General features: G+C 69.4%; 19 protein-coding genes and 5 tRNA genes. 10 read left to right on the forward strand and 14 right to left on the reverse strand.

What is annotated here, in order from left to right:
• Positions 1-40 precede the first annotated feature (40 nt).
• The 9 genes from OG780_RS12915 to OG780_RS12955 all read right to left on the reverse strand — a co-directional run bounded on the left by OG780_RS12915 (position 41) and on the right by OG780_RS12955 (position 4231).
• Positions 41-113, reverse strand: a tRNA-Glu gene (locus OG780_RS12915).
• A gap of 29 nt (positions 114-142) precedes the next feature.
• Positions 143-214 (reverse strand) — tRNA-Gln (locus OG780_RS12920).
• A 16-nt stretch (positions 215-230) separates the two neighbouring features.
• Positions 231-303: transfer RNA gene (locus tag OG780_RS12925), tRNA-Glu, on the reverse strand.
• 62 nt (positions 304-365) lie between these two features.
• Positions 366-438, reverse strand: a tRNA-Glu gene (locus tag OG780_RS12930).
• Between the two features lie 44 nt (positions 439-482).
• A tRNA-Gln gene (locus OG780_RS12935) sits at positions 483-554 on the reverse strand.
• A 90-nt stretch (positions 555-644) separates the two neighbouring features.
• On the reverse strand, positions 645-1379 hold the full coding sequence (locus OG780_RS12940) for an HAD family hydrolase (RefSeq protein WP_328447734.1): 735 nt from the start codon (positions 1377-1379) through the stop codon (positions 645-647).
• A 197-nt stretch (positions 1380-1576) separates the two neighbouring features.
• Entirely contained in the window at positions 1577-3046 is a 1470-nt protein-coding gene (gene gltX, locus OG780_RS12945) for a glutamate--tRNA ligase (RefSeq protein WP_328447736.1), read from the reverse strand.
• Complete coding sequence (locus tag OG780_RS12950; RefSeq protein WP_261708236.1) at positions 3039-3815, reverse strand: fumarylacetoacetate hydrolase family protein; 777 nt, start codon at positions 3813-3815, stop codon at positions 3039-3041. Before OG780_RS12950 ends, gltX begins: the two co-directional genes overlap by 8 nt.
• Before the next feature lie 227 nt (positions 3816-4042).
• Positions 4043-4231 (reverse strand): hypothetical protein, encoded by a 189-nt coding sequence (locus tag OG780_RS12955; protein ID WP_328447741.1) that lies wholly within the window; start codon positions 4229-4231, stop codon positions 4043-4045.
• A gap of 600 nt (positions 4232-4831) precedes the next feature.
• Between OG780_RS12955 and OG780_RS12960 the strand changes: the two genes are divergently transcribed.
• The 8 genes from OG780_RS12960 to OG780_RS12995 all read left to right on the forward strand — a co-directional run bounded on the left by OG780_RS12960 (position 4832) and on the right by OG780_RS12995 (position 15258).
• Complete coding sequence (locus OG780_RS12960) at positions 4832-8500, forward strand: sensor histidine kinase (protein ID WP_328447743.1); 3669 nt, start codon at positions 4832-4834, stop codon at positions 8498-8500.
• A gap of 9 nt (positions 8501-8509) precedes the next feature.
• Positions 8510-8923, forward strand: coding sequence for a roadblock/LC7 domain-containing protein (locus OG780_RS12965; protein WP_266765867.1), 414 nt, complete (start codon positions 8510-8512; stop codon positions 8921-8923).
• Positions 8924-9034: 111 nt separating this feature from the next.
• Positions 9035-9433 carry a DUF742 domain-containing protein gene (locus OG780_RS12970; protein WP_037624993.1) on the forward strand — a complete coding sequence of 133 codons (399 nt, stop codon included), beginning with the start codon at positions 9035-9037 and terminating at the stop codon, positions 9431-9433.
• Entirely contained in the window at positions 9414-9989 is a 576-nt protein-coding gene (locus OG780_RS12975; protein WP_028802395.1) for a GTP-binding protein, read from the forward strand. The genes OG780_RS12970 and OG780_RS12975 overlap by 20 nt, the downstream gene beginning before the upstream one ends.
• Before the next feature lie 351 nt (positions 9990-10340).
• On the forward strand, positions 10341-13586 hold the full coding sequence (locus OG780_RS12980) for a sensor histidine kinase (RefSeq protein ID WP_328447750.1): 3246 nt from the start codon (positions 10341-10343) through the stop codon (positions 13584-13586).
• 11 nt (positions 13587-13597) lie between these two features.
• Positions 13598-14011, forward strand: a complete 414-nt coding sequence (locus tag OG780_RS12985; RefSeq protein ID WP_261709979.1) for a roadblock/LC7 domain-containing protein — start codon at positions 13598-13600, stop codon at positions 14009-14011.
• Positions 14012-14105: 94 nt separating this feature from the next.
• Positions 14106-14696: a DUF742 domain-containing protein gene (locus OG780_RS12990; RefSeq protein ID WP_326785332.1), complete on the forward strand. Its 591-nt coding sequence runs from the start codon at positions 14106-14108 to the stop codon at positions 14694-14696.
• Positions 14677-15258: a GTP-binding protein gene (locus OG780_RS12995; RefSeq protein WP_151472110.1), complete on the forward strand. Its 582-nt coding sequence runs from the start codon at positions 14677-14679 to the stop codon at positions 15256-15258. Before OG780_RS12990 ends, OG780_RS12995 begins: the two co-directional genes overlap by 20 nt.
• A gap of 301 nt (positions 15259-15559) precedes the next feature.
• Here the strand turns inward: OG780_RS12995 and OG780_RS13000 are convergent, their stop codons facing one another.
• The 3 genes from OG780_RS13000 to OG780_RS13010 all read right to left on the reverse strand — a co-directional run bounded on the left by OG780_RS13000 (position 15560) and on the right by OG780_RS13010 (position 18169).
• Entirely contained in the window at positions 15560-15754 is a 195-nt protein-coding gene (locus OG780_RS13000; RefSeq protein WP_261709981.1) for an acyl-CoA carboxylase subunit epsilon, read from the reverse strand.
• A gap of 57 nt (positions 15755-15811) precedes the next feature.
• A complete protein-coding gene (locus OG780_RS13005) occupies positions 15812-17419 on the reverse strand; it encodes an acyl-CoA carboxylase subunit beta (protein WP_328447759.1) in 1608 nt (535 codons plus the stop codon).
• A 252-nt stretch (positions 17420-17671) separates the two neighbouring features.
• On the reverse strand, positions 17672-18169 hold the full coding sequence (locus tag OG780_RS13010) for a hypothetical protein (RefSeq protein ID WP_328447761.1): 498 nt from the start codon (positions 18167-18169) through the stop codon (positions 17672-17674).
• A 290-nt stretch (positions 18170-18459) separates the two neighbouring features.
• Between OG780_RS13010 and OG780_RS13015 the strand changes: the two genes are divergently transcribed.
• A complete protein-coding gene (locus tag OG780_RS13015) occupies positions 18460-19083 on the forward strand; it encodes a YceI family protein (protein WP_328447763.1) in 624 nt (207 codons plus the stop codon).
• 171 nt (positions 19084-19254) lie between these two features.
• Here OG780_RS13015 and OG780_RS13020 read toward each other — a convergent pair whose 3' ends face one another.
• Complete coding sequence (locus tag OG780_RS13020) at positions 19255-20610, reverse strand: hypothetical protein (protein WP_328447765.1); 1356 nt, start codon at positions 20608-20610, stop codon at positions 19255-19257.
• Between the two features lie 123 nt (positions 20611-20733).
• Complete coding sequence (locus OG780_RS13025; protein ID WP_328447767.1) at positions 20734-23775, reverse strand: glycoside hydrolase family 3 protein; 3042 nt, start codon at positions 23773-23775, stop codon at positions 20734-20736.
• 289 nt (positions 23776-24064) lie between these two features.
• Between OG780_RS13025 and OG780_RS13030 the strand changes: the two genes are divergently transcribed.
• Positions 24065-25927: a ricin-type beta-trefoil lectin domain protein gene (locus OG780_RS13030; RefSeq protein ID WP_328447769.1), complete on the forward strand. Its 1863-nt coding sequence runs from the start codon at positions 24065-24067 to the stop codon at positions 25925-25927.
• Positions 25928-26013: the final 86 nt, after the last annotated feature.

Consider the following 26013-nt stretch of genomic DNA (forward strand, 5'->3'; position numbering starts at 1 on the left):
GAAAGGGCCCCCACCGAAGTGGAGACCCTTGCGGACCGTGTACCCCCGACCGGATTCGAACCGGCGCTACTGCCGTGAGAGGGCAGCGTGCTAGGCCGCTACACAACGGGGGCCTGAATCCTGCGTTTCCGCAGATTCGAAGCTGGGCTACCAGGACTCGAACCTAGAATGACGGTACCAGAAACCGTAGTGTTGCCAATTACACCATAGCCCATGGTGGTTTAGACCAGTACCCCCGACCGGATTCGAACCGGCGCTACTGCCGTGAGAGGGCAGCGTGCTAGGCCGCTACACAACGGGGGCCCTAGCGATCCTGCATGAGGGACAGCGGGTGCGACCCGGACTGCCTCCCTGGGAAGGATCTGTACCCCCGACCGGATTCGAACCGGCGCTACTGCCGTGAGAGGGCAGCGTGCTAGGCCGCTACACAACGGGGGCGGGTGCGGATCTGGACTTCCGCGTTTGCAGATGAGCTCTGCGAGCTGGCCTACCAGGACTCGAACCTAGAATGACGGTACCAGAAACCGTAGTGTTGCCAATTACACCATAGGCCACTGAAACGCAACCCCCCAGGGGGATCTTGTTTTAGCTGGCACCTCCGGGCTCCGGCCTTTCGGCCCGCTCCCGGCGGCGCAGAAAGAACATTACCCGAAGGTGGACCACGCTCCAAAACGGGTATCCGCGTCGAGGAGCGCGGGCAACTCGGCCAGCGATCCGATGCGATGCGGACCCGTCCGCCCGACGGCGCCGGCGGCGTGGGCGCCGTCCCGGTCGATCCAGACCGAGAGCAGACCGGCGTCGGCGGCGCCGCGTCCGTCGATCTCCGGATGGTCCCCGACGTAGGCGACGCGGTGCGGCGGCAGCCCCAGGGCGTCGCAGGCCGCGTGGAAGGCGGCCGCCGCGGGTTTGGAGACGCCGAGTTCGGCTGCGCACAGGATGGCCTCGAAGCGGTCGTGCACACCGAGGACGCGCAGCTTGCGGTCCTGCACGAGGAGGCTGGAGTTGGACAGCACGGCGTGCCGGTGGCTGGCCACGAGCGCGTCCAGGACGGGCAGGACGTCCGGGAAGAGCGCCCAGGCGCCCTCGTAGTGCGTGACGTACCGGTCGAACCACGCGTCGGCCTCGGTGTCGCTCAGCGACTCCCCCAGGAACACCCGGACACGGTCCCGCCGCTGGCCCTGCCAGTCCGTCTCGCCGGCCGCGTACCTCGCCCACTGGGCGTCGGTGATCTCCCTCCAGCGCCCGAGGGCCTGCTCGACGGTCGTCCCGCCGTCGAGCAGGCCCTCGGCGGCGAGATGGTCCCGCATGCCCGCCCGGTCGGCGGCCGTGTAGTCGAAGAGCGTGTCGTCGATGTCCCAGACCACGGCGTCGATCCTCATGCGCCGACGGTATCCCCGAGGGCGGGCGACTGTCCCTCGGACGGTGGCGGTCGTGCCGGTCAGGGCACGGCAGGCATACAACTGCGCTACCGCAAGAGGGAGTCGGCGGGAACGGTGAACCGAGGGTGACCGGCCGGGCACATGCGACAGGGGCGGCGTCCGAACCGGACACCGCCCCTGTCGCGTACGTCTGCGGGCTAGGCCGCGAGCCGCTCCAGCGCGGCGTCGACGCGCGCCAGCGTCTTCTCCTTGCCCAGGATCTCCAGGGACTCGAAGAGCGGCAGGCCGACCGTGCGGCCGGTGACGGCGACGCGGACCGGGGCCTGGGCCTTGCCGAGCTTGAGGCCGTGCGCCTCACCGGCGGCCAGGACGGCCTCCTTCAGGGACTCCGGAGAGGTCCAGTCGGCTGCCTCCAGCTTCTCGCGGGCCGTGCGGAGCAGGGCGTCGCTGCCCTCCTTCATCGCCTTCGTCCAGGACGCCTCGTCGACGGCCGGCTCCGGCAGGAACAGGAAGTCGACGTTGTCCGTGATCTCGGAGAGGACCTTCATCCGCGACTGGGCGTGCGGGGCGATCGCCTGCCACTGCGCCTCGTCGAAGTCCTCCGGCGCCCAGGGCGCGAAGGGGGCGCGCAGCCAGGGGGCGCAGCGCTCGGTGAAGTCCTTCACATCGAGCATGCGGATGTGGTCGGCGTTGATCGCCTCGCACTTCTTCAGGTCGAAGCGGGCCGGGTTCGGGTTCACGTCCGTGACGTCGAACGCGGCGACCATCTCGTCGATCGAGAAGATGTCGCGGTCCGCCGCGAGCGACCAGCCGAGCAGGGAGAGGTAGTTCAGCAGGCCCTCGGGGAGGAAGCCGCGCTCCCGGTAGAGGTTGAGCGAGGACTCCGGGTCGCGCTTGGAAAGCTTCTTGTTGCCCTCGCCCATCACGTACGGGAGGTGGCCGAAGGCCGGGGTCTCCTTGGCGATGCCCAGCTCGGTCAGCGCCTTGTAGAGGGCGACCTGCCGGGGGGTGGAGGAGAGCAGGTCCTCGCCGCGCAGGACGTGGGTGATCTCCATCAGGGCGTCGTCGACGGGGTTGACGAGCGTGTACAGCGGGGCGCCGTTGGCACGGACGATGCCGTAGTCCGGGACGTTCTCCGGGAGGTACGTGATCTCGCCGCGGACCAGGTCGTCGAAGGTGATCGCCTCGTCGGGCATCCGGAAGCGGACGATGGGCTCGCGGCCCTCGGCCTCGTAGGCGGCCTTCTGCCCGGCGGACAGGTCGCGGCAGTGGCCGTCGTAGCCGGAGGGCTTGCCGGCGGCGCGGGCGGCGTCGCGGCGGGTGTCCAGCTCCTCGGTCGAGCAGTAGCAGCGGTACGCGTGGCCCGCGTCCAGGAGCTTGGCGGCGACATCCGCGTAGATGTCCATGCGCTGCGACTGGCGGTACGGCGCGTGCGGGCCGCCGATCTCGGGGCCCTCGTCCCAGTCGAAGCCCAGCCAGCGCATCGAGTCGAGGAGCTGGTCGTACGACTCCTCGGAGTCGCGGGCCGCGTCGGTGTCCTCGATGCGGAAGACCAGGGTGCCTTCGTTGTGCCGGGCGAACGCCCAGTTGAACAGGGCGGTGCGGACCAGCCCGACATGGGGGTTGCCGGTCGGGGAGGGACAGAAACGTACACGGACGTTAGCCACGCTTGATCACCTTGTTGGTGAGAGTGCCGATGCCTTCGATGGTGACGGCGACCTCGTCGCCGACGTTCAGGGGGCCGACCCCAGCCGGGGTGCCGGTGAGGATCACGTCGCCGGGGAGCAGCGTCATGGCCTCGGTGATGTTGACGATCAGGTCCTCGATGGAGTGGATCATCTCGCTGGTGCGGCCGAGCTGCCGCTGCTGCCCGTTGACCGTGCACTGGATGGTCAGGTCGGAGGGGTCGAGGTCCGTCTCCACCCAGGGGCCGAGCGGGCAGGAGCTGTCGAAGCCCTTGGCGCGGGCCCACTGCTTCTCGCGCTTCTGCACATCACGGGCGGTGACGTCGTTGGCGCAGGTGTAGCCGAGGATGACGTCCTTGACCCGCTCGCGCGGGACCTCGCGGCACATGCGGCCGATGACGACGGCGAGCTCGGCCTCGTGGTGCAGCTCGCTGGAGAAGGAGGGGTACTGGATCGGGTCGCCGGGACCGGTCACCGAGGTCGACGGCTTGAAGAAGGCGAACGGGGCGTCGGGCACCTCGTTGCCGAGTTCCTTGGCGTGCTCCGCGTAGTTGCGGCCGAAGGCCACGACCTTGTTCGGGAGCACGGGCGGCAGCAGCCGGACCTTGTTCAGCGGGACCTTCGTACCGGAGAGCTCGAAGTCCGCGAACGGGATGCCCTTGATGATGTCGAGGACGAGCTCGTCCGGCTTGTCGCCCTCGACCGCGCCGAAAGCGACGTTGCCGTCGATGGAGAATCTGGCGATGCGCACGGGATCCTTGCGCCCCTCACTGAGCTGGCTGGAGTCTGACGCTCCAGGCTAACGCGGCAAGGGCTGCGGGCTTCGCGTATATCCGCCGGGGCGGTGAACGGCGAGGCGTGCTCCGGGGTGACGGGCAGCGGTGCGCCGGTCCGGGCCAGGGGTGAGGGTGCCCTCGTGGAGGGGTGTCCGTGACCGGCCGGGCCGCGCGCTGCGCGGCCCTTCGCCGGTCACCGCGTTCACTCCGCGGCGGCGACCGTGACCGGGGCGTCCATCAGGACGGTGCGGCGGGGGTTGGCCGTCTGGAGGGGGAGCTCGACCGAGTGCTCCGGCCGCTCCGGCGTGCGCAGGGCATCGGCGTCCTCGAGGTGCGCCAGCGTCGTGCGCCGCGGATTGGCAATGTTGCGGAACATCATCGTCGTCTTCACCGTTTTGCTCGACCTTGTCGTCCTGGGCGCCGGTCGGGGTCAAAGAGCCCCACATAGACGCAGGTTGTCGGATTCGCCATCCCTGTAAAGCGTCAGGCTAAACATTCAATTCCCTGGCGATGCCGTGAAGAGGCCATGATCGCTGTGTGAGTTTGCTCACTTACCAAGGGGCAAACCGGTCAATCAAGACCCCCAATACGGGCCGACCAAACGGACATTACTCCACTGAACCAGTCATTCCGCTCCTGATCATCGCGACTGGGACACAGCCGTGACGCCCATGGCTCGTAGGCCTATGCCCGGTATGTACGAGAACCCCTTGCACGCCTCGTGACCTGTCACTCACATGCTGTCACGGAGGTCACAGCCTGGTACATGGCCCTTGTTGGAGATCCTGCACTGTGCTGGAATTCCTCGGACCGCCGCGGATTCACGAATCCGGCGCGCAGGGGCGCTACTCAGCGCCGAGTGGCGGCGGGAAGGGGGAACCTGCGCCGGTCATTCAGACCACGACACAGGGCGCATCTGCGTCCGTGTACAACGCCGACACCGCCCCGCCGTTCCAGCGGAGGGGCGCCTGGTCCAGAGGTTGCGACGCTAGTGCAGGGACGTTTCAAGAGGGATGGCAGCGCTTCGGCGGAGCCGGAGCCGCGCGGCGGGACCGACCGCGGTTCCTCGCCCCAGCACGCCCAGAACCCGGGACCGGCAGAGGTCGGCGGCAGCGGTGAACACTCCGCTCGCGCCGGCGCGAAGCCCAAGGCTCCCGCCACCACGACCGACGCCACGTCGACGGGTACGCCGAGCTACGGCTCGCGTGTAGCCCTGCGGAACTGGCGCATCTCGACGCGACTCGTCTCGCTGCTCGCGCTCCCCGTGGTCGCCGCGACCTCGCTGGGTGCGCTCCGCATCAACGAGTCGATGGACAACATCCAGCAGCTCGACAACATGCGGCTGCTGACCGAGATGACCAAGCAGGCCACCGAGCTCGCCGCCGCGCTCCAGCAGGAGCGCGACGAGACGGCCGGTCCGCTGACACACGGCGCCCTGGCCAACGACTACGAGGTCAAGTCGGCGCGCGACAAGACCGACGTGGCGAGGAAGCACTTCCTCCAAGGCACGCAGCAGGTCGACAACGCGACGGCCGAGGGCCAGCTCGTCGGCGTGCACGACAGCCTCGTCGGTGTCGTGGGCGAGCTGTACAACCTCAACAAGATCCGCAGCGACGCCTACAACGACCCGCAGAACTCGACCCAGACGGTGGACGCCTACCACCGCCTGATCACCGAGCTCCTCGCGCTCTCGCAGGACATGGCCGAGGCGACCAGCAACCCGGAGATGATCCAGCGCACCCGCGCGCTGGCCGCGTTCTCCTCCGCCAAGGAGTACGCCTCCGTCCAGCGGGCCGTCATCGCCGCCGCGCTTCCCACGCAGCCGAAGGTCTTCGGATCCCTCTCCAAGAACGACCAGCAGTACGCGCAGTCCGCGCAGCAGAGCCAGGAGTCCGAGACCAGCAGCTTCAAGAACATCTACGGCGCGGGCAGTACGGAACTGCTCCTGCCGATCGAGGGTGACAACCCGACGATCAAGTCGGCCGACCAGTACGCCAAGCGTGTGCTGAGCAACTCCGAGGGCCTCAAGTCGCAGAACAAGCGGTCCTACAAGGACTGGCTCGACGACGACTCGTCCAAGATCGACCAGATGTCGAAGATCGAGACCACGCTGCTCAGCGAGATGGAGCAGAAGGCCCGTGAGCTGCGCAACGAGTCCCAGAGTGAAGCGATCATCTCCGGTGTACTGATCCTGCTCGTCCTCGGTGTCTCGCTCGTCGGCGCCTTCGTCGTGGCCCGGTCCATGATCCGCTCGCTGCGCCGCCTCCAGGACACCGCCACCCGGGTCGCCTCGGACCGCCTGCCCGAGCTCGTCAAGCAGCTCTCGGAGTCGGACCCGCAGGACGTCGACACCTCCGTGGAGTCGGTCGGTGTGCACTCCCGGGACGAGATCGGCCAGGTGGCCGCGGCCTTCGACGACGTGCACCGCGAGGCTGTCCGCCTCGCCGCCGAGCAGGCCCTTCTGCGAGGCAACGTCAACGCGATGTTCACCAACCTCTCGCGCCGTTCCCAGGGTCTTATCCAGCGTCAGCTCTCGCTCATATCCGAGCTGGAGTCCCGCGAGGCCGACCCCGACCAGCTCTCCTCGCTGTTCAAGCTCGACCACCTCGCGACCCGCATGCGCCGTAACGGTGAAAACCTTCTCGTTCTCGCCGGTGAAGAGCCCGGTCGCCGCTGGACCCGTCCGGTCCCGCTCGTCGACGTGCTCCGCGCCGCCGCCTCCGAGGTGGAGCAGTACGAGCGCATCGAACTCGCCTCGGTGCCGGGCACCGAGGTCGCCGGCCGGGTCGTCAACGACCTCGTCCACCTGCTCGCGGAGCTGCTGGAGAACGCCACGTCGTTCTCCTCCCCGCAGACCAAGGTCAAGGTCACCGGTCACGCCCTGCCCGACGGCCGCGTGCTGATCGAGATCCACGACACCGGTATCGGTCTGTCCCCCGAGGACCTGGCCGCGATCAACGAGCGGCTCGCCGCTCCGCCCACGGTGGACGTCTCCGTCTCCCGACGCATGGGTCTGTTCGTGGTCGGTCGTCTGTCGCAGCGTCACGGCATCCGTATCCAGCTTCGCCCGTCCGACTCCGGTGGTACGACCGCGCTGGTCATGCTGCCGGTGGACGTCGCCCAGGGCGGCAAGAAGCCCATGCCGAACAAGCCGGGCCAGAGTGCCGGCGGCGGCCCCGCCGCGGCGCAGGCCTCGGCCGGTGTGGCCGCGGCCCGTCGCCCGAGCGGTCCCTCGCTCGGTGCCGGATCCCCCTCCGCCCCCGGCGGTCCCCTCGGGGCCCCGCCGCAGCGCGGACAGGTCGGCGCGGGCCAGGGTCCGCGGGCCGCGCTGCCCGGCAGCAACCAGGGCGGTCGCCCGGGTGGCTCCGGCGGTGCGCATGGCCAGCAGGGCAGGCAGGCTCCCGCCGGTGCGAACGCCTTCGGGCAGAGCCCGCAGCAGGGCTTCCCCGCCCAGAACGGCTCGCAGCAGCAGGGCTTCGGCAACGGAAGCGGCACGGGCCAGAACGCCTTCGGCGACAGCAACGCGGCTCCGGCCGCGCCGGCCGCGCCGCCCGCGAAGGCACCGTCCAACGGCAAGAGCGGCCGTCGCCGGCCGCAGCTTCCGGGACGCGGTGGCGCCGCGCGCGCCGAGCTGCCCGGTGGCAACGCCGGCTCCCGCACGCCGAGCTGGAGCGACGACAACGCGCAGCCTCCGGTTCCGCGTACGTCCCCCGACACCCCGCGTGGTCACGAGGACCCCGACGCCACGTCCCGCATGCCGCGGGTCGAGGACCGGGGCCCCGCCTCCACCGCGGAGTTCGCCCGTCCCGACTTCGACGCCCCGCGCCCCGGCGCGAGCGCGCCGCAGAACAACGGCCAGAACAACGGCCAGAACAACGGCCAGTACGGTTACGCCTCCGGCAACCAGTCCCCCACCGGCCAGAACCCGGCCGCCACGGGACAGTTCGCCGCCCAGGGCTACGGTGCCTCCCAGTCGCCGTCGTCCACCGGCCAGTTCGCCCAGCCGGGCTACGCGCCTTCCCAGGACCCCGCGTCCACCGGGCAGTTCGCGGCAACCGGCTACGGCAACGGGCAGGGTTCGTCCACCGGACAGTACGAGCGACCGGCAACCCCACAGCCGCCCGCCCGTCCGCAGGTCCCCGAGGCGCTTCCCCCGGCCTCGAACCCCGGTGACGGCCGTACCCCGCTGTACGACACGCTGGAGACCAACTGGTTCCACGGTCAGGCGAACGGCTCGGACGGTGCGCCGGCCAACGGCACCGCCCACCAGAACAACGGTTCCCAGGGATACCCGCCGGCCGCCCCACAGCAGCCGCAGACTCCCCCGGCTCCGCAGCGGCCGGCCGCCGCACCGGCCGCCACCACGACGTGGCGCAGCTCTCCGAACGACGACCTCGTCAAGCAGGCGGAGCGTTCCCGTAAGCCGTCGGCAGGCGGGGTCACCACCTCAGGCCTGCCGCGCCGCGTCCCGCGAGCCAACCTCGTCGCGGGCACGGCACAGCAGCAACAGCACCAAAGCGGTCCGCAGGTCTCGCGTGCGCCTGATGACGTACGCGGCCGGCTGACCAATCTCCGTAGGGGCATTCAGCAAGGTCGACAGGCCGCTCCCAACGGCCAGACCGGCAGCTTCCCCAGCCCCACTCACCAGCAGGAGCGTTAGTTGAGCCCGATGAGCCAGGCGGCACAGAACCTCAACTGGTTGATCACCAACTTTGTGGACAACACCCCCGGGGTGTCCCACACCGTCGTCGTGTCCGCCGACGGACTCCTTCTGGCGATGTCCGAAGGCTTCCCCCGCGACCGCGCGGACCAACTGGCGGCCGTCGCCTCCGGACTCACTTCGCTGACTGCCGGGGCTTCCCGGATCTTCGAAGGCGGTGCGGTGGCCCAGACGGTCGTGGAGATGGAGCGCGGTTTCCTCTTCCTGATGTCGGTTTCGGACGGATCGTCCCTCGCGGTCCTCTCCCACCCGGAATGCGACATCGGCCTCGTCGGCTACGAGATGGCACTGCTCGTCGACCGTGCGGGCGCCGTCCTCACGCCGGACCTGCGTGCCGAACTACAAGGCAGTCTGCTTCACTGACCGCCGCCGGATCCAGACACCGCACGAAATCACCGTCCGGCCGCCACAATCCCCCCACCGGCCCCAACAGACGGCACGACTGACCGACTTGCTGTCCCGCCCGGAGGATTCATGACCCCGCCCCCCGCCTCTCATGATCCGTACGCCGAGTCGTACGGGGATGAAGGCGACCAGCCGCTGGTACGTCCGTACGCGATGACCGGTGGCCGGACCCGGCCGCGGTACCAACTGGCCATAGAAGCCCTGATCAGCACCACGGCCGATCCGGCCCAGCTGATGGGACTGCTGCCCGAACACCAGCGCATCTGCCATCTGTGCCGGGAAGTGAAGTCGGTGGCCGAGGTGTCGGCCCTCCTGTCCATGCCGCTCGGCGTGGCCAGGATCCTTGTCGCGGACCTCGCCGAGGCCGGACTTGTCGCCATTCACCAGCCTGGCGGCGATGAGAACAACGGCGGCGCGCCGGACGTGACACTGCTCGAAAGGGTGCTCAGTGGACTTCGCAAGCTCTGACGGAGGCCGGGCGACCACCTCCGCGAAGATCGTCGTAGCGGGTGGCTTCGGCGTCGGCAAGACCACGTTCGTGGGTGCCGTCTCCGAGATCAACCCCCTGCGTACCGAGGCCGTCATGACCTCCGCCTCGGCGGGCATCGACGACCTCACCCACACCGGGGACAAGACCACCACCACGGTGGCCATGGACTTCGGCCGTATCACCCTCGACCAGGACCTGATCCTGTACCTCTTCGGTACGCCGGGCCAGGACCGCTTCTGGTTCATGTGGGACGACCTGGTCCGCGGCGCCATCGGCGCCGTGGTCCTGGTGGACACCCGGCGTCTCGCCGACTGCTTCCCCGCGGTCGACTACTTCGAGAACAGCGGCCTGCCGTTCGTCATCGCCCTCAACGGCTTCGACGGTCACCAGCCGTACAACCCGGAGGAAGTGCGCGAGGCTCTTCAGATCGGCCCGGACGCTCCGATCATCACGACGGACGCGCGACACCGCGCAGATGCGAAGAGCGCTCTGATCACCCTGGTCGAGCACGCTCTCATGGCACGGCTGCGGTAGCAGCCAAGTAGACGACTCTGTATGGAAGTTGTCGTAGACGCGTTGGAGCCGGCTGTGTCATTTGACACGGCCGGCCTCAGTGTTCATAACGTTTCGACAGAGAATTTCGCCGGCCCCGACACGCATAGCGGTCGCCCGGTACCCCTGCGTTCATGAAGGCCCCGTCTTTTGACGGGGCTCGCTCTTTATGACCGTTTTGTCTGTGGTCAGCGCCACTCGGAATCATCCGTTCCGAGTGTTTGGAAGGGCGCTGCTTGACGTGCTGGAATGCGCTGAACTGCCCAGTAGTCAAGGGCGCTGGTAGATACGGCGGCACACAGTAGGTGCCGACGCCGAGAGGTTGTTGGTCGAGTGAGGCGAAGCATGAACGGTCCCGAGCCGTCGGCACGGGGCAACTTCACCCCGCCGGCGCGCGGAGCGGCGCCCGCACAAGTCGCCGGCCCGGAGCCCACGCCGGCGCCCGCGCCGAGCGGGAGCCGATTCTCCCCGCGTAACTGGCGTGTGCCGACCAGGCTGAACGCGATCCTGCTCATACCCGTGGTGGTCGGCCTCGTCATGGGCGGCTTCCAGGTGAAGGGCTCGATCGACACCTGGCAGCAAGCGCAGGACGCCGAGAAGACGGCGCGCCTCGTGCAGGCGGCACTGAACTACGGCGACAAGCTGTTCGTCGAGCGTGACCTCAGCGCCTACCCCCTGCTGGCCGGCAAGGGCTCCAAGGACGCCACCGTCGTCAAGGTCCGCCGCGACACCGACCTGGCCGCCGACGCCTTCGAGGTGGCCGCCGAGGACATGCCCAAGACTCCGGGCCTGGAGCGCCGCCTCTCGGTCTTCCGCAATGTGGAGCCCGGTCTCCAGAAGCTGCGGGACGAGGCGTACACCACCAAGCGTCCCGGTGTGACGACCGAGGAGGGCTACCTCCAGATCCAGCACCCGCTGATGGAGTTCGCCAACGAGCTCGGTCTGGGCACCGGCAACATCACCAGCTACGGCCGTACGGTCTACGCGATCTCGCTGTCCAAGGCCGCGCTGTCGCTGGAGCGGTCCATCGGCATGCACATGCTGATCAAGCCGGGTCCCGGCACCAGCAGCCTCGCCAGCCAGCGCGTCGCCCTCTCCTCCTACGCCTACCTCGAAGGCATCGCCATCGAGGAGTACAAGGGTGGCGGCACCGAGGAAGACACGACCAAACTCGAATCCGCGGCAGCGAAGATCAAGACGGAGCTGACCGCGAAGGCCCGCGAGGCCGCGGCCGCCGACCCGAACTACGTGCCGCCGCCCTCGGGCGACACCGAGATGGTCAAGGAGCTCTCGGGGCTCCCGTCCACGCTGGAGAGCGACCGCATCGGGCTCGCCTCGAAGGGCGTCACCGCCCAGAACTGGATGGCGGTCAACACCGCCAAGTACAACGCGTACCGCCAGATCGAGTCGGACCTCGCCGACAAGGCCGTGGCCGAGGCCGGTGACATCTCCAACAGCGCTCAGACCGACGCCTTCATCACCGGCGCCGCCGTCGTGATCGCCCTGCTCGCCGCGTTCATCCTGGCCGGCATGGTGGCCCGCCAGATGAGCCGCGCGATGCGCCAGCTCCGCAGCGCCGCCTTCAACGTCGCCGAGCAGCGCCTGCCGATGCTGGTCGACCAGCTCTCGCGCACCGACCCCGGCCGGGTCGACACCCGCGTGCAGCCGATCCCGATCAACACCACGGACGAGATCGGCGAGGTCGCCCGCGCCTTCGACCAGGTCCACCGCGAGGCCGTACGACTGGCCGCCGAGCAGGCCCTCCTGCGAGGCAACATCAACGCGATCTTCACCAACCTCTCGCGCCGCAACCAGTCGCTGATCGAGGGCCAGCTGACCCTGATCACCGACCTGGAGAACAACGAGGCCGACCCGGACCAGCTGGAGAACCTCTTCCGCCTGGACCACCTCGCGACCCGTATGCGCCGCAACGGCGAGAACCTCCTGGTCCTCGCGGGCGAGGAGCCCGGACGCCGCTGGGACCAGCCGGTCCCGCTGGTCGACGTCCTGCGCGCCGCCTCCTCCGAGGTGGAGCAGTACGAGCGCATCGAGCTCTCCGGCGTCCCGGAGGCCGAGATCCACGGCCGCGCCGTGACCGACCTCGTGCACCTGCTCGCCGAGCTCCTGGAGAACGCGACCACGTTCTCCTCCCCGCAGACCAAGGTCCGTGTCACCGCGACCCGTCTTCCCGACGGCCGCGTCATGGTCGAGATCCACGACAAGGGCATCGGCCTCACCGCCGAGGACTTCGCGGACATCAACCACAAGCTGGCCAACCCGCCGACCGTGGACGCCGCGATCTCGCAGCGCATGGGCCTCTTCGTGGTCGGCCGGCTGTCCGACCGCCACAGCATCCGCGTCCAGCTCCGCCCCTCGGGCGAGCAGGCCGGTACCACGTCCCTGGTCATGCTCCCCGACGCCATCACCCACGGTGGCGGTGGCGAGCACCAGCCGATGGCCGACGAGTTCACCGTGTCGCAGATCATTCCCGAGCAGCAGCAGCAGCAGTCGTTCCAGGGCGAGAACTTCGGTGTCCCGCAGCAGCAGCCTGTGCTGACCGCCGCGGACCTCGGCTTCGACGACAGCCGCTACGAGGTCCCGGACGACATCCGCGATCTGGACCCCGTGGGCCGCTCCCTGATGCGCGAGGAGCGCCGTGCGGCCCTGGAGGCCCAGGCGCAGGGCCCGGAGGCCATCGAGGCCCCCCAGGCCTACGCCGACGGCTTCGACGCGCAGCCCGCCTCCGCGTACGACAACGGGCAGGCGTCCTTCGACGGCGCCCAGGCGTACGACGGCACCCAGGGTGTCCAGGGTGTCCACGAGGAGCAGCAGACCACGTACGACCAGCAGACGTCGTACGAGGAACCGCAGCAGGCCGCGTACGACGAGGCGTACTTCCCGTCCAACGGCGGCTACCCTGAGCCCTCCTACACGGAGCCGGTCCAGCAGGGCCACGCCGGAATGGGCGGCTCCGCCCCGCAGACGGTGCCGGGCTTCGGTGAGCCGTCCTACCAGGACGACTGGCCGCAGCAGGACGCGCAGCAGGACGCGTACCAGGGCGGGTACCGGCCCGACTACGCTCCGCAAGCGGAATCCCCGCAGGTCGCTGACGCGGGCGAGCAGAACAGCGTAGGCTTTGGTCGTCCGGGTCCGGCCTCTTCGGCCCCCCACACGATGACCAACGCGGGACTCCCCCGTCGCGGACCCGCCCCCGCCGGCAACGCCCGGCGCCCCGCGGAACCGGCGAGGGAGCAGTCGGCGCCCATGTCCTCCGGGAACACGGGTGACGATTGGCGGTCGTCGAACGACGATCGGTGGCAGCGCGCCGAGCAGCTGAAGAAGCCCAAGGCGGGCGGGGTCACCTCGTCCGGTCTGCCGCGGCGGGTGCCCAAGGCCAACCTGGTCGAGGGAACCGCGGAATCGACCCCCCAGGGAGGCCCCCAGGTCTCCCGCGCTCCTGAGGACGTCCGGGGCAGGCTGAGCAACCTGCGCCGCGGCGTGGAGCGGGGACGCAGTGCAGGTACTGACACGAACGGTCAGGGCTTCGGTTCTGACAGCACCTACAACCAGGAGCGTTAGTTGTGAGCCCGATGAGCCAGGCGGCACAGAACCTGAACTGGTTGATCACCAACTTCGTGGACAACACCCCCGGTGTGTCGCACACAGTGGTGGTCTCCGCCGACGGACTCCTTCTGGCTATGTCCGAAGGCTTTCCCCGCGACCGCGCCGACCAGCTGGCAGCCGTCGCATCCGGTCTGACCTCTTTGACCGCGGGCGCGTCCCGTATCTTCGAGGGCGGCCACGTGAACCAGACCGTTGTGGAGATGGAGCGAGGATTCCTCTTCCTCATGTCCGTTTCGGATGGTTCTTCACTCGCAGTACTTGCACACCCTGAGGCGGACATCGGTCTCATTGGGTACGAGATGGCGCTTCTGGTGGACCGTGCGGGCACGGTTCTCACTCCGGACCTTCGTGCGGAGCTCCAGGGCAGCCTTCTCAACTAATAGACAGACGGTGCGAATTGGCGTCCCGGGGCCGTAAGGTTTCGGGACGCGGTCCCAGCGTTGGGTGCCCGGCACGGTCGGAGGAGGAGAGAGAGTGGTAACACCCCCAGGCGGTTCGTCTTCGGGCAACTGGTCGTACGGCCCCGGCCAGGGGCAGGGCGGCCAGGGCGACGGTTCACAGAACCCGTACAACTTTCCCTCCGCACCCGGCCAGCGACGGCAGTACCCGCCCCAGGGTCCGCAGGGCCCCGGACCCTCTCCCTACGACCAACCGCCGGCGCCGCGCATCCAGCCCGTGCAGCCGCAGCGGCGCTCCCCCGAGGCGTCACCCGCCGGGGGTGCCAGCAACCCCCTGGTGCGTCCCTACGCCATGACGGGTGGCCGCACCAGGCCCCGCTACCAGCTCGCCATCGAGGCGCTGGTGCACACGACCGCGCAGCCGCACCAGATGCAGGGCCAGTTGCCCGAGCATCAGCGCATCTGCAACCTCTGCCGGGAGATCAAGTCGGTGGCCGAAATCTCGGCCCTGTTGACCATCCCTCTCGGTGTAGCCAGGATCCTCGTCGCCGACTTGGCGGAGGCGGGCCTGGTCGCCATTCATCAGCCGGGCGGCGACGAGAGCGCCGGCGGCCAGCCAGCCGTGACATTGCTCGAAAGGGTGCTCAGTGGACTTCGCAAGCTCTAGCGGAGGGCCTTCCCGCTCCACCACGTCCGCGAAGATCGTGGTGGCGGGCGGCTTCGGCGTGGGCAAGACCACGTTCGTCGGCGCCGTCTCGGAGATCAACCCGCTGCGCACCGAGGCCGTCATGACGTCCGCCTCGGCGGGCATCGACGACCTCACGCACACCGGCGACAAGAAGACGACGACCGTCGCCATGGACTTCGGCCGTATCACCCTCGACCAGGACCTGATCCTGTACCTCTTCGGTACGCCCGGTCAGGACCGCTTCTGGTTCATGTGGGACGACCTGGTCCGCGGCGCCATCGGCGCGATCGTCCTGGTGGACACCCGGCGTCTGGCCGACTGCTTCCCCGCGGTCGACTACTTCGAGAACAGCGGCCTGCCGTTCGTCATCGCCCTCAACGGCTTCGACGGCAACCAGCCGTACCAGCCCGAGGAAGTCCGCGAGGCCCTTCAGATCGGCCCGGACGCCCCGATCATCACGACGGACGCCCGCCACCGCGCGGACGCCAAGTCGGCGCTGATCACGCTGGTCGAGCACGCCCTCATGGCGCGCCTGCGCTAGCGGCCCCCGCTCGTACGGCAACGGCCCCCGCTTCTCCGGCCGGAGAAGCGGGGGCCGTTGCTCGTTCGCCGGCCACCCCGGCCCGAGAGCGTCCGCGGTCCGGGCGTACGGCCCGGCACACGCGGGCGGGGACACCCGGCCGAACTCCTGCCCCGTACAGCCCCGTTGGGCGGCGGGACGGCCGGGGTCTCCCGAACGCCCTCCGCAGAGACCCCTGTCGGCCCCTGAGGGGCTCCCCGGACTCCCGGACACACCACAGCCCCGCCCTCCATCGGAGGACGGGGCTGTCGGCGTCAGACCCTCAGTGCCAGCTGTGCGGCGCCCGGAAACCGGGCTCCCGCTCCAGTCGGCGCCAGCCCGCCTTGCGGTGGGCGCGGTGGGCGGGAGCGGCATCAGTGGGAGCGGCGGCGGCACGGGCCAGGAGGATCGCCGTGATGGCGGCGACCTCCTCGGGCTCGGCGTGGCCCTTCTCGACGCGGATGTCAGCGTTGCTCATAGGTTTCAGTCTCCATGAGAGAGGTTTCCGCGGGGGTACCGCGGAGAATCCGCAGGGTTACTGCGGGGGGTTGCCGTGCTTGCGGGAGGGCAGGTCCGCGTGCTTGGTGTGCAGCATCGCGAGCGACTTGACCAGGACCTCGCGGGTCTCGGCGGGGTCGATGACGTCGTCCACCAGACCGCGCTCCGCCGCGTAGTACGGGTGCATCAGCTCGGCCTTGTACTCCTTGACCATGCGGACCCGCATGGCCTCGGGATCGGCGGCGTCGGCGATCTGCCGGCGGAAGATGACGTTGGCGGCGCCCTCGGCGCCCATCACGGCGATCTCGTTCGTCGGCCAGGCGTAGGTGAGGTCGGCCCCGATGGACTGGCTGTCCATGACGATGTAGGCACCTCCGTACGCCTTGCGCAGGATGAGGGAGATACGCGGCACCGTCGCGTTGCAGTACGCGTAGAGCAGCTTCGCGCCGTGCCGGATGATCCCGCCGTGCTCCTGGTCGACACCCGGGAGGAACCCGGGCACGTCCAGCAGCGTGATGATCGGAATATTGAAAGCGTCACACATCTGGACAAAGCGTGCAGCTTTTTCGGAGGCCTCGATGTCGAGGACACCCGCCAGGCTCTGCGGCTGGTTGGCGACGATGCCGACGACCATGCCGTCGAGGCGGGCCAGCGCGCAGATGATGTTGCGGGCCCAGCGCTCGTGGATCTCCAGGTAGTCGCCGTCGTCGACGAGCTCCTCGATGACCTTGGTCATGTCGTACGGGCGGTTGCCGTCGGCCGGGACCAGGTCCAGCAGCACCTCGCTGCGGCGGTCGGCCGGGTCCGCGGACTCCGCGCGCGGCGGGTTCTCGCGGTTGTTCTGCGGGAGCATCGACAGGAGGTAGCGCACCTCGGCGATGCAGGTCTCCTCGTCGTCGTACGCGAAGTGGCAGACGCCGGAGGTCTCCGCGTGGACGTCGGCGCCGCCGAGGCCGTTCTGGGTGATCTCCTCGCCCGTCACCGCCTTGACCACGTCCGGGCCGGTGATGAACATCTGCGAGGTCTCGCGGACCATGAAGACGAAGTCCGTGAGCGCGGGCGAGTAGGCCGCGCCGCCGGCACACGGGCCGAGCATCACGGAGATCTGCGGGATGACCCCGGAGGCCTTCGTGTTGCGCTGGAAGATGCCGCCGTAGCCGGCGAGGGCCGAGACGCCCTCCTGGATACGGGCGCCTGCGCCGTCGTTCAGGGACACCAGCGGCGCTCCGGCCGCGATGGCCATGTCCATGATCTTGTGGATCTTCGTGGCGTGGGCCTCGCCGAGGGCGCCGCCGAAGATGCGGAAGTCATGGGCGTACACGAAGACCGTGCGGCCCTCGACCGTGCCCCAGCCGGTGATGACACCGTCGGTGTACGGCTTCTTGGCCTCCAGGCCGAAACCGGTCGCCCGGTGCCGGCGCAGCTGCTCGACCTCCTGGAACGAGCCCGCGTCCAGCAGCAGCTCGATGCGCTCCCGGGCGGTCAGCTTGCCCTTGGCGTGCTGCGCCTCGGTCGCCTTCTCACTGGGACCCCGCAGCGCCTCCGCGCGGATGGCGTGCAGTTCGGCCACACGGCCACGCGCGTCCGTCGGTTCGCCTGCGGGGATCGTGGAGCTCGCGGTGTCGGCCTCGTCCAAAACGGTCATGTAGCGACCATACGAAGTCCACCAAGGAAACAGGCCCGTCGACTCTGCACAGTCTCCGGACCGTTTTCCTGGCGCCCCTGAACAGAACCACCATCACATGCAGGCGATCCGACTGCCAGGAGGGGCTTGGGTTTGTGGAGGTCTCACAAACTGTTCGGCCGACTGCCATCTCACATCCATGAGTGGCACATGCCATCACCGGGGTGACGCGGGCGCCCGTTCGGCGGTCCGCGCACCCCGGGGGGCGACGGCTCAGCAGCCGCCGCAGTTGTAGTAGAGGACGTCCCAGTGGTTGCCCTCGTCGGCGTAGATGTTGCCGGCACCGGACTTGTACTGGGGAGCGCCGTCGCCGCGCAGGCCTATGTAGCTGAAGGTGTTCTTGATGTAGCCGGTGACGCAGGTGTTCTTGCCGTAGTCGAGCTTGTAGCCGTTCCAGTGCGAGTAGGTGCCGCTCGCGTGGCCGGCCTCGGTGCCGCCGGTGATGTTGAGCGCGCAGCCGCTGGACCCCTTGAGGGTCTGGGCGCCCTGCGCGGTGGCGAGGTTGAGCTGCTCGAACGACGTGCAGGTGGAGTTGTTGCGGTCGGAGCAGCCACCGGAGGAGGACCAGGTGATGCCGGACTGGCGGAACATCGAGGTCGCGGTGGCGTGACTGATCTTGCTGACGGCGAAGGCGTCACCGGCGGTGCCGACGACGGCGACACCGGGGGCCACGACGAGGGCTAGGGCGGTCAACGTGGACCTGAGCTTCATCTGGGGAGACCTTTCCTGCTGAGGACCGTGGGGCGGCCGCACGGACGTCCGGCCGCGTTTCCTGTGGGGCGGCTGTGCAGGGGGTGCAACGCAGATGGTGCCCGAGTTCTACGCGCGTCCGCCAGAGGCCGGACAAAGGCGACCCACCGTGATCACGCACGCACACTCCGGATGCTGTTGAAAATTGAACGGAATAGGTCTACGGTTGCCCGCGTTACCTCGTTGAACATTCAACAGAATGACGCCGTGGCTCTCACCGGAACCGCGGCCCGTCCCCCAAGGAGCACCTCATGGGCATCTTCGGCCGCAAGACCACCGACACCGCCGCCACCGCGACGGCCACCGCGACGGCCGGTGCCGTGAACCCGGACCTGGCCGCGCTGACCGGCGACTACACCATCGACCCGTCCCACTCGAGCATCGGCTTCGTCGCCCGGCACGCGATGGTGACCAACGTCAAGGGCACGTTCAACGAGTTCGAGGGCACGCTGCACCTGGACGGCAGCGACCCGTCGCGGTCCACGGCCTCCCTCGACATCACGATGGACAGCATCGACACCGGGTCCGCCGACCGCGACGGTCACCTCAAGAGCGCCGACTTCTTCAAGACCGACGAGTTCCCGGCGATGACCTTCCGCTCCGTCAAGGCGGAGGCCCTCGGCGGTGACGACTACCGGATCACCGGCGATCTGGAGATCCTCGGCACCACCAAGCAGATCAGCATCGATCTGGAGTTCAACGGCGCCGCCAAGGACCCGTTCGGCAACGAGCGCGTGGGCTTCGAGGGCAAGGCCGAGATCCTCCGCTCCGAGTGGGGCCTCACCTGGAACGCGGCCCTGGAGACCGGTGGCGTCCTCGTCTCCGACAAGATCAAGCTGAACTTCGACATCTCGGCGATCAAGAACGCCGGCTGAGCCCCGGGCTTCGGCCCCGCGCCGCCGAGCGCCTTCTCCGACGCCGAGCTCCCCCGACAGGGGCGCTCGGCGTCGCCGTGTGCGCGGACCGCGGCCGGTCCGCGCACGGCAGGACGGAGTGCGTCACCCCCCAGACGGAGTGCGTCACCCCTCAACGGAGTGCCTCACCCCTCAGAAGCCGCCGCCGAAGTCGCCGCCACCCCCGCCGAAGTCACCGCCACCGCCGTCACCGAAGCCGCCGCCGAAGTCACCGGGGTCGAAGTCGGCACCGGAGACATCGCCTCCGTCGTAGCCGCCGCCGAAGTCCCCGTAACCGGTGCCGTACGCGGCCCCGTATCCGGGGCTCGCCATCATGCTGCCGAGCACGGTCCCCACGAGCAGACCCGGCAGCACGCCGCCGCCGAAGTAGCCGCCCGCCCAGGGGCCGTACGCCGGGCCCGCGTCCCAGTACGGGCGGCGGCCGTACTCCGTCTCGACCTCGCGCACCGCCGGCTGTTCGCCGCCGGTGAGACGCATCCAGTCCGCCTTGCAGACCGGGACCTCGCGGGGCGCGCCCCCGTCGGGTGTCCAGGCCGCGTCGGCGACGGAGGGGCCGTGCCGGGGGTCGAAGAAGCAGGGCGCGCGGCGCTCGGGGACCTGGCGGTGCTCGCGGCGCGCCGCGAGCACCGCGAGGGAGAAGCGGCCCTCCTCCAGGGACTGGGTGACGGCGCGTACGTCCTCGGGGCGCCGGGCCTGGGCCATGAACGACTTCGCCTGTTCGTAGGCGTCCAGCGCGCGTTCGTAGTCCGCGCGCATCACGTCGTCCGCGCCGGCCTCCGCGGGGTGGAAGTCGAGGCGGTCGAGTTCCTCGCCGAAGGCGGTGATGTCCTCGTCCACGACCACGCGGAGCCTGTCGAGCGCGGCGCGCTGTTCCTCCTCCTTGCGGCGCCGGTTGCGGCGCACCACCGTGTAGGCGCCCGCGCCGCCGACGACGGCCACCGCGCCGACCGCGATCAGCGCTCCCGCCGAGACGCCTCCGCCGTTCGTGGCACCGCCCCAGCTCGCGGGGGCCGAACCGTGGATGCCGGGGAGCGCGAGGTCGGTGAACCGGTTCAGCTGGGTGTTCGCGTCCGACACGCCCTGGACACTGGTGACCAGGTTCTGTACGGCCGAGCGGGACATCACCGCGGAGTCGGCGCGGGCGTCGAAGCGGTCGCCGAGCCTGATCGCGTAGAGGCCCGTGACGCCGGTGTCGGTGCGCAGGTTCCGGAAGAGGTTCTCGGTGGGGAAGCCCGCGGGAAGCACGGCGACGAAGAGCGGCTTGTCGGCCTTCTTGATCTTGGCGGCGAGGGCGTCGGCCTCCGACGCGGAGAGCTGCCCGGAGGCGGCCGGGTCCACATAGACAGGGCCCTTCCGCAGGGCCGCCGCGACCGTGGAGACGTCCGTCGCGGCATGGGCCGGGGGCGCCGGGAACCACACCAGCGCCAGGGCCGCGAGTATCAGTGCGACCAGCAGGCCTGGAAGTCCTCGGGTGTGTGCGGCCCTCATGCCTTGAAGCTACCCGAACCGGAGCAAAACCGGGCATCGGGAGAGTGGTGTCCCGCTGCCGCCGGAACGCGGGCCGGCCGGGGCTGATGTGTCCAGCCCCGGCCGGCCCTCCACGTTCTCCCTCTATCCCGCTCGGTACGCCTGGGCCAGCTTCGCCACCGCCTCTCCGTAGTGGCCTGTCAGCAGAAGGTGATCCGCGTCCGCGAAGGGTGCCGCGTTCGCCGCGGTGACCGACGGGCCGATCTTCTGCTGGACGAGCAGACGGGCCTTCGTCACGGCCGCGCGGGCCGTCCCGTCGGCGCCGTGCCGCTCCGCCGCCGAGGCCACCAGGGCCAGCGCCCGCAGTGTGACCGCGCCACCCCCCGGTACCTTCGCCAGCGTGGTGAGACCCCATCCGTACGGGAACTGCGGATCGTAGGAGGTGTCACCGACGTTGATCGGGAGCTGGGACTCCGACTTCGGCCAGGTGACCGGGAGCTGCCCGGTGAAGGCGCGCTTTCCGTAGAGGACGTCCGCGACCCCGTCGCCCTCGGTGCCCGGCAGCCAGGAGGCGACGAGTGCGTCGATGTCGCCGAGCCGGTCGCCGATGAGCTGCGGGCGGCCCGAGACGACCAGCACCGCGCACTTCATCGCCGCGCACACCTTGTCGACGGCCGCCTTGTCCGCCGCGGTCAGTTCCAGGTCGTTGCCGTTGCCGACGTCGCCGACGCCCTCCGCGTACGGGGTCTCGCCGACCACGACCACACCGACGTCGTACCCGCCCGTCGGTGCCGAGGCGTCCTTGGAGTAGGTGACGTCACCGCCGGCGTCGCGCATGCCCTGGAGGATCGTGGTGCCCTTGGCGTTGTTGCCGGACGAGCCCTGCCAGGTGAGGGTCCAGCCGCCGGTCTGGTTGCCGAGGTCGTCGGCGTTCGAACCGGCGACGTACACCTTCTGGGACTTCCTCAGCGGCAGGACGCCGCCCGCGTTCTTCAGCAGGACCTGGGACTCGGCCGCCGCCTGCCGTGCCACGGAGCGGTGCGCGGCGGAGCCGATCCGCGAGGCGCCGCTGGTGTCCGCGTACGGCTTCTCGAAGAGGCCCAGCTCGAACTTCTGGGTGAGGATGCGCGACACGGCGTCGTCGATCCGCCGCTCGGTGACGCGGCCCGCCTTCGCCTCGTCCGTGAGCGTCGCGCGGAAGTCCTTGTACGAGTACGGCACCATCATCATGTCCACGCCCGCGTTGACCGAGGTGCGCACGTGCGAGGCGTAGTCGCCGGGAAGCTGGTCGATGGCGTTCCAGTCACTGATGACGAAGCCGTCGAAGCCCATCCGGCCCTTGAGCACGCCGTTGATCATGTCGGCGCGGGCGTGCATCTTCACCGGGCCCTGGCCGTCGCCGATGATGTCGAGCGAGGAGTACGACGGCATGACCGAGCCGACGCCCCGGTCGACCGCGGTCTGGAACGGCGCCAGGTGAACGGCCTCCAGCTCCTGCCGGGTGACCTTGGTGACGCCCTGGTCGACGGTGTACGAGCCCGTCGTGGACGTGCCGTACCCGGTGCCTCCGTCGCCGACGAAGTGCTTGGCGGTGGCGAGGACCTTGTCGTCGTCCTTCAGGTCGCTGCCGTCGCGGGCACCCTGGAGGCCCTGGACGACCGTCTCCATGGACTTCACGAGCGCCGGGTCCTCGCCGAAGGACTCGTAGGAGCGGCCCCAGCGTTCGTCGCGGGTCACGCACAGACAGGGGGCGAAGTCCCAGGGGATGCCGGTGGCGCGGACCTCCGCGGCGGTCACCGCGCCCGTCCGCTCCGCCAGAGCGGGGTCACGCGTGGCGCCGACACCGATGTTGTGGGGCATGATCGTCGCGCCGGCGAGGTTGTTGTGGCCGTGCACCGCGTCCACGCCGTAGATCAGCGGGATCTGGAACCGCGTGGCCTGCGCCCGCAGCTGGTAGCCGTCGACCATCGCCGCCCAGGCCTCGGCGGTGTTGGGGGTCGGCGTGGAGCCGCCGCCGGAGAGCAGCGACCCGAGGTCGTAGGCGGCGATGTCGCCGCCCGTGCCGATCGCGCCGCGCTCGGCCTGGGTCATCTGGCCGGTCTTCTCCTCCAGGGACATCCGGGAGACCAGGTCGGCGACCCGCTTCTTCACGGGCAGTTTCGGGTTCAGATACGGCAGCCCGTGGGCGTCGACGACGACCTGCGGGGTCTCGGCGGGAGCCTTGGCCCCGGTCACCGTGAGCTTGAGGGGGATCGTCTCGGCCGCTTCGGCGGACCGGTCACGCAGGGTCGGGACGGTGACGGTGCGGCTCGCGCCGGACGTCGTGCCCGCCGGGAAGGTGATCTCGCCCTTGACGGAGGCGTAGTCCCTGCCCGGCTCGGCGCTGCCGCCCACGCTCTCGTACGCGACGGTCACGGGCTCCTCGATCGGGGCGGAGCCGGTGGTGGCGACGGAGATCCTCACCCGCGCGGTGCCGCCCTCCTTCACCGGGTAGACCGCCGCGTCGGTGGTGACGGAGGCGCGCAGGGACTGGTCGGCCTTGCCGTACAGCTCGACGTCGTCCATGGCGAACTGCCCCTGGACGCCGACCGGGAGGGTGAGGGCGTAGCCCCACGTCTGCGTCAGGCCGAGGACGTGGTCGATACCGCCGACGGGCTGGTAGTCCGTGCGATAGACGAAGTCCGCGAAGGGGATCTCGATCTGTTTCCAGCCGCTGAAGTCATCGGTGAAGGAGGTCGTCCACAGTTCCGAGGCCTCGCCGTCGGCGCCGCCGTCCTTGATCTCGAAGGCGATCTTCTTGCCGGTGGCGCGGCCGTCCCACCAGAGGCGGACGCCCTTGTGCGCGGACCAGTCGTGGGCCGGCTGGTCGGCCGCGAAGTCATGGGTGAAGCCGCCGTAGCCGCTGATGTCGTAGTCACCGGTGAGGACCTTGGCGCCCTCGGGCGCGTCGGGCCGTGCGGTCAGGGCCAGCTTCGGCGGGTCGTCGCTGTCGCCGCCCCAGGTGAAGATCCCCTCGGCGGGCTGGTTCGCGAAGGGCACCTCGCCCTCGAAGCGGTCGACCGGGACGGGTGCGGGATCATCGGCCGCCGCCGTTCCCGCCGTAGCGAGCGGAAGCAGTCCGGCGATCAGCGCGGCACCGGCCAGCAGAGCGGTTCTTCGTACGGAATTCCGATCGAGCCCGGTCAATGGGGGTCCCCTCGACTCTCACGTCGTTCTGACGACGTTGCTTCCTGACGATGACGTGCTTGCTCTGTTCCCTCACTCTTCTTACGACTTAGATCAGGGCGTGAGTTAACTGGTGCCCCGGCAACCCGTCAAGACTTCACACCGGAACCGGTACAGACTCAAGTCCCGTCCGGATCAGAGCAGTTGTTCCTTCAAAGTCTGAACGCGCAACCCCTTGACGCGGCTCCGCAGCCGTCATTTACTCACGCCTCGCACGCCTCCCCCCCCACCTCCAGAAGGGCGGCGCTCCATGAGGAGATCCACTCGGGCGGCCCGGCTGATCGTCGCCGGGCTGCTCGCCACCGCGGGATTCACGGCGGCCGCACCCGCGCACGCCGCGGGCGAACAGGTCACCGCGTACCTGACGACGACGGACGACGACGGCGGACGTCATGTCGTCCGCGGGCTCCAGGCCCAGGCACCGTTCGCCTTCCAGTCCGGCAGCGGCGGCAGCGGTGAGAACATCACCGTCGACGAGAACACGCGGTACCAGACCTTCACCGGCGGCGGCGCGTCCTTCACGGACACCGCGGCCTGGCTGATGAACAGCAGCGGCGCCCTGTCGCAGAGCACCCGCGACGCGACGATGCGCAAGCTGTTCTCACCGACGGACGGGATCGGGCTGTCCTTCCTGCGCAACCCGATGGGCGCCTCGGACCTCGCGCGCTACGGCTACAGCTACGACGACGTGCCGGCCGGGCAGAGCGACCCCGGTCTGACGCAGTTCTCCATCGCGCACGACCTGGCCGACGTGGTGCCGCTGACCAGGCAGGCGCTCCAGCTCAACCCCTCCCTGACGGTGATGGCCTCGCCGTGGACGGCACCGGCCTGGATGAAGGACAGCGGGTCGCTGAACGGCGGCTGGCTGAAGGCGGAGGACTACGGCGCCTACGCCTCGTACTTCGTGAAGTACCTCCAGGCGTACCGGGACCAGGGCGTCCCCGTCTCGTACGTCACCGCCCAGAACGAGCCGACCTGCTGCTCGGGTTATCCCTCGATGAGCTGGAACGCCTCGGGACTCGCCTACTTCACCAAGAGCGAGCTCCTGCCCAAGCTCCAGGCGGCCGGTCTGTCCACCAAGGTGCTCGCGCACGACTGGAACTGGGACGTGTACGACTCCTACGCCGCCCAGACCGTCGACGACGCGGCGGTCCGCTCGCACCCGAACTTCGGCGGGATCGCCTGGCACGGGTACGGCGGCGACATCGCCAAGCAGACGGGCGTGCACAACCAGTACCCGGGCCTCGACGCCTTCGGGACCGAGCACTCCGGCGGCACCTGGATCGCCAACCAGCAGCGCGAGGACATGCTCAACATCGTCGACTACACCCGCAACTGGGCGAAGTCGGTGACCAAGTGGTCGCTCGCCGTGGATCAGAACAAGGGCCCGCACAACGGGGGTTGCGGCACCTGCACGGGGCTCATCACCGTGCACAACGGGGACGGGACGAGCGGGACGGTCGACTACACGGTCGAGTACTACACGATGGGCCATCTGACGAAGTTCGTCCGGCCGGGGGCGCAGCGGATCGCCTCCACGGCGTCCTCTGCCGTCCCGAACGTCGCCTGGCGCAACCCGGACGGCACCAAGGCGCTGATCGCCTACAACGACGCGTCGAGCGCCAAGACGGTGACCATCAACTGGGGTTCCCAGCACGCCACTTACTCACTGCCGGGCAAGACCTCGGCGACCTTCACCTGGTCCGGCGCCCCGTCGGGCGGGGGCGGTCAGTCGGGCGCGTTCGTCGGGCTGGCCGGCAAGTGCCTCGACGTGGCGGGCGCGTCGAGCGCCAACGGCAGCGCGGTGCAGCTCTACGACTGCAACGGAACCGCCGCGCAGTCCTGGACCGTGGGGGCCGACGGGTCGGTGCGCTCGCTCGGGAAGTGCCTCGACGTCACCTCGGGGTCGACGTCCGACGGCGCCAAGGTCCAGCTCTACGACTGCAACGGCTCCGGCGCCCAGCAGTGGTCGTACAACTCCTCGACGGGTGACGTGGTCAACACCGCGGCGAACAAATGCCTCGATGTGACCGGCAACTCGTCGGCGAACGGGACACGGGCGCAGATCTGGTCGTGCACGGGGGCCGCGAACCAGAAGTGGCAGCTGCGCTAGCCGTCACGTACGCCGGACCGGCGAAAACGCCGTGAACGCCGTGAACGCCGGAGGGTGCGGGAAGCGCGCCCTCCGGCGTTCGGGCG

The organism is Streptomyces sp. NBC_00386, from assembly GCF_036063235.1.
GTDB lineage: Bacteria > Actinomycetota > Actinomycetes > Streptomycetales > Streptomycetaceae > Streptomyces.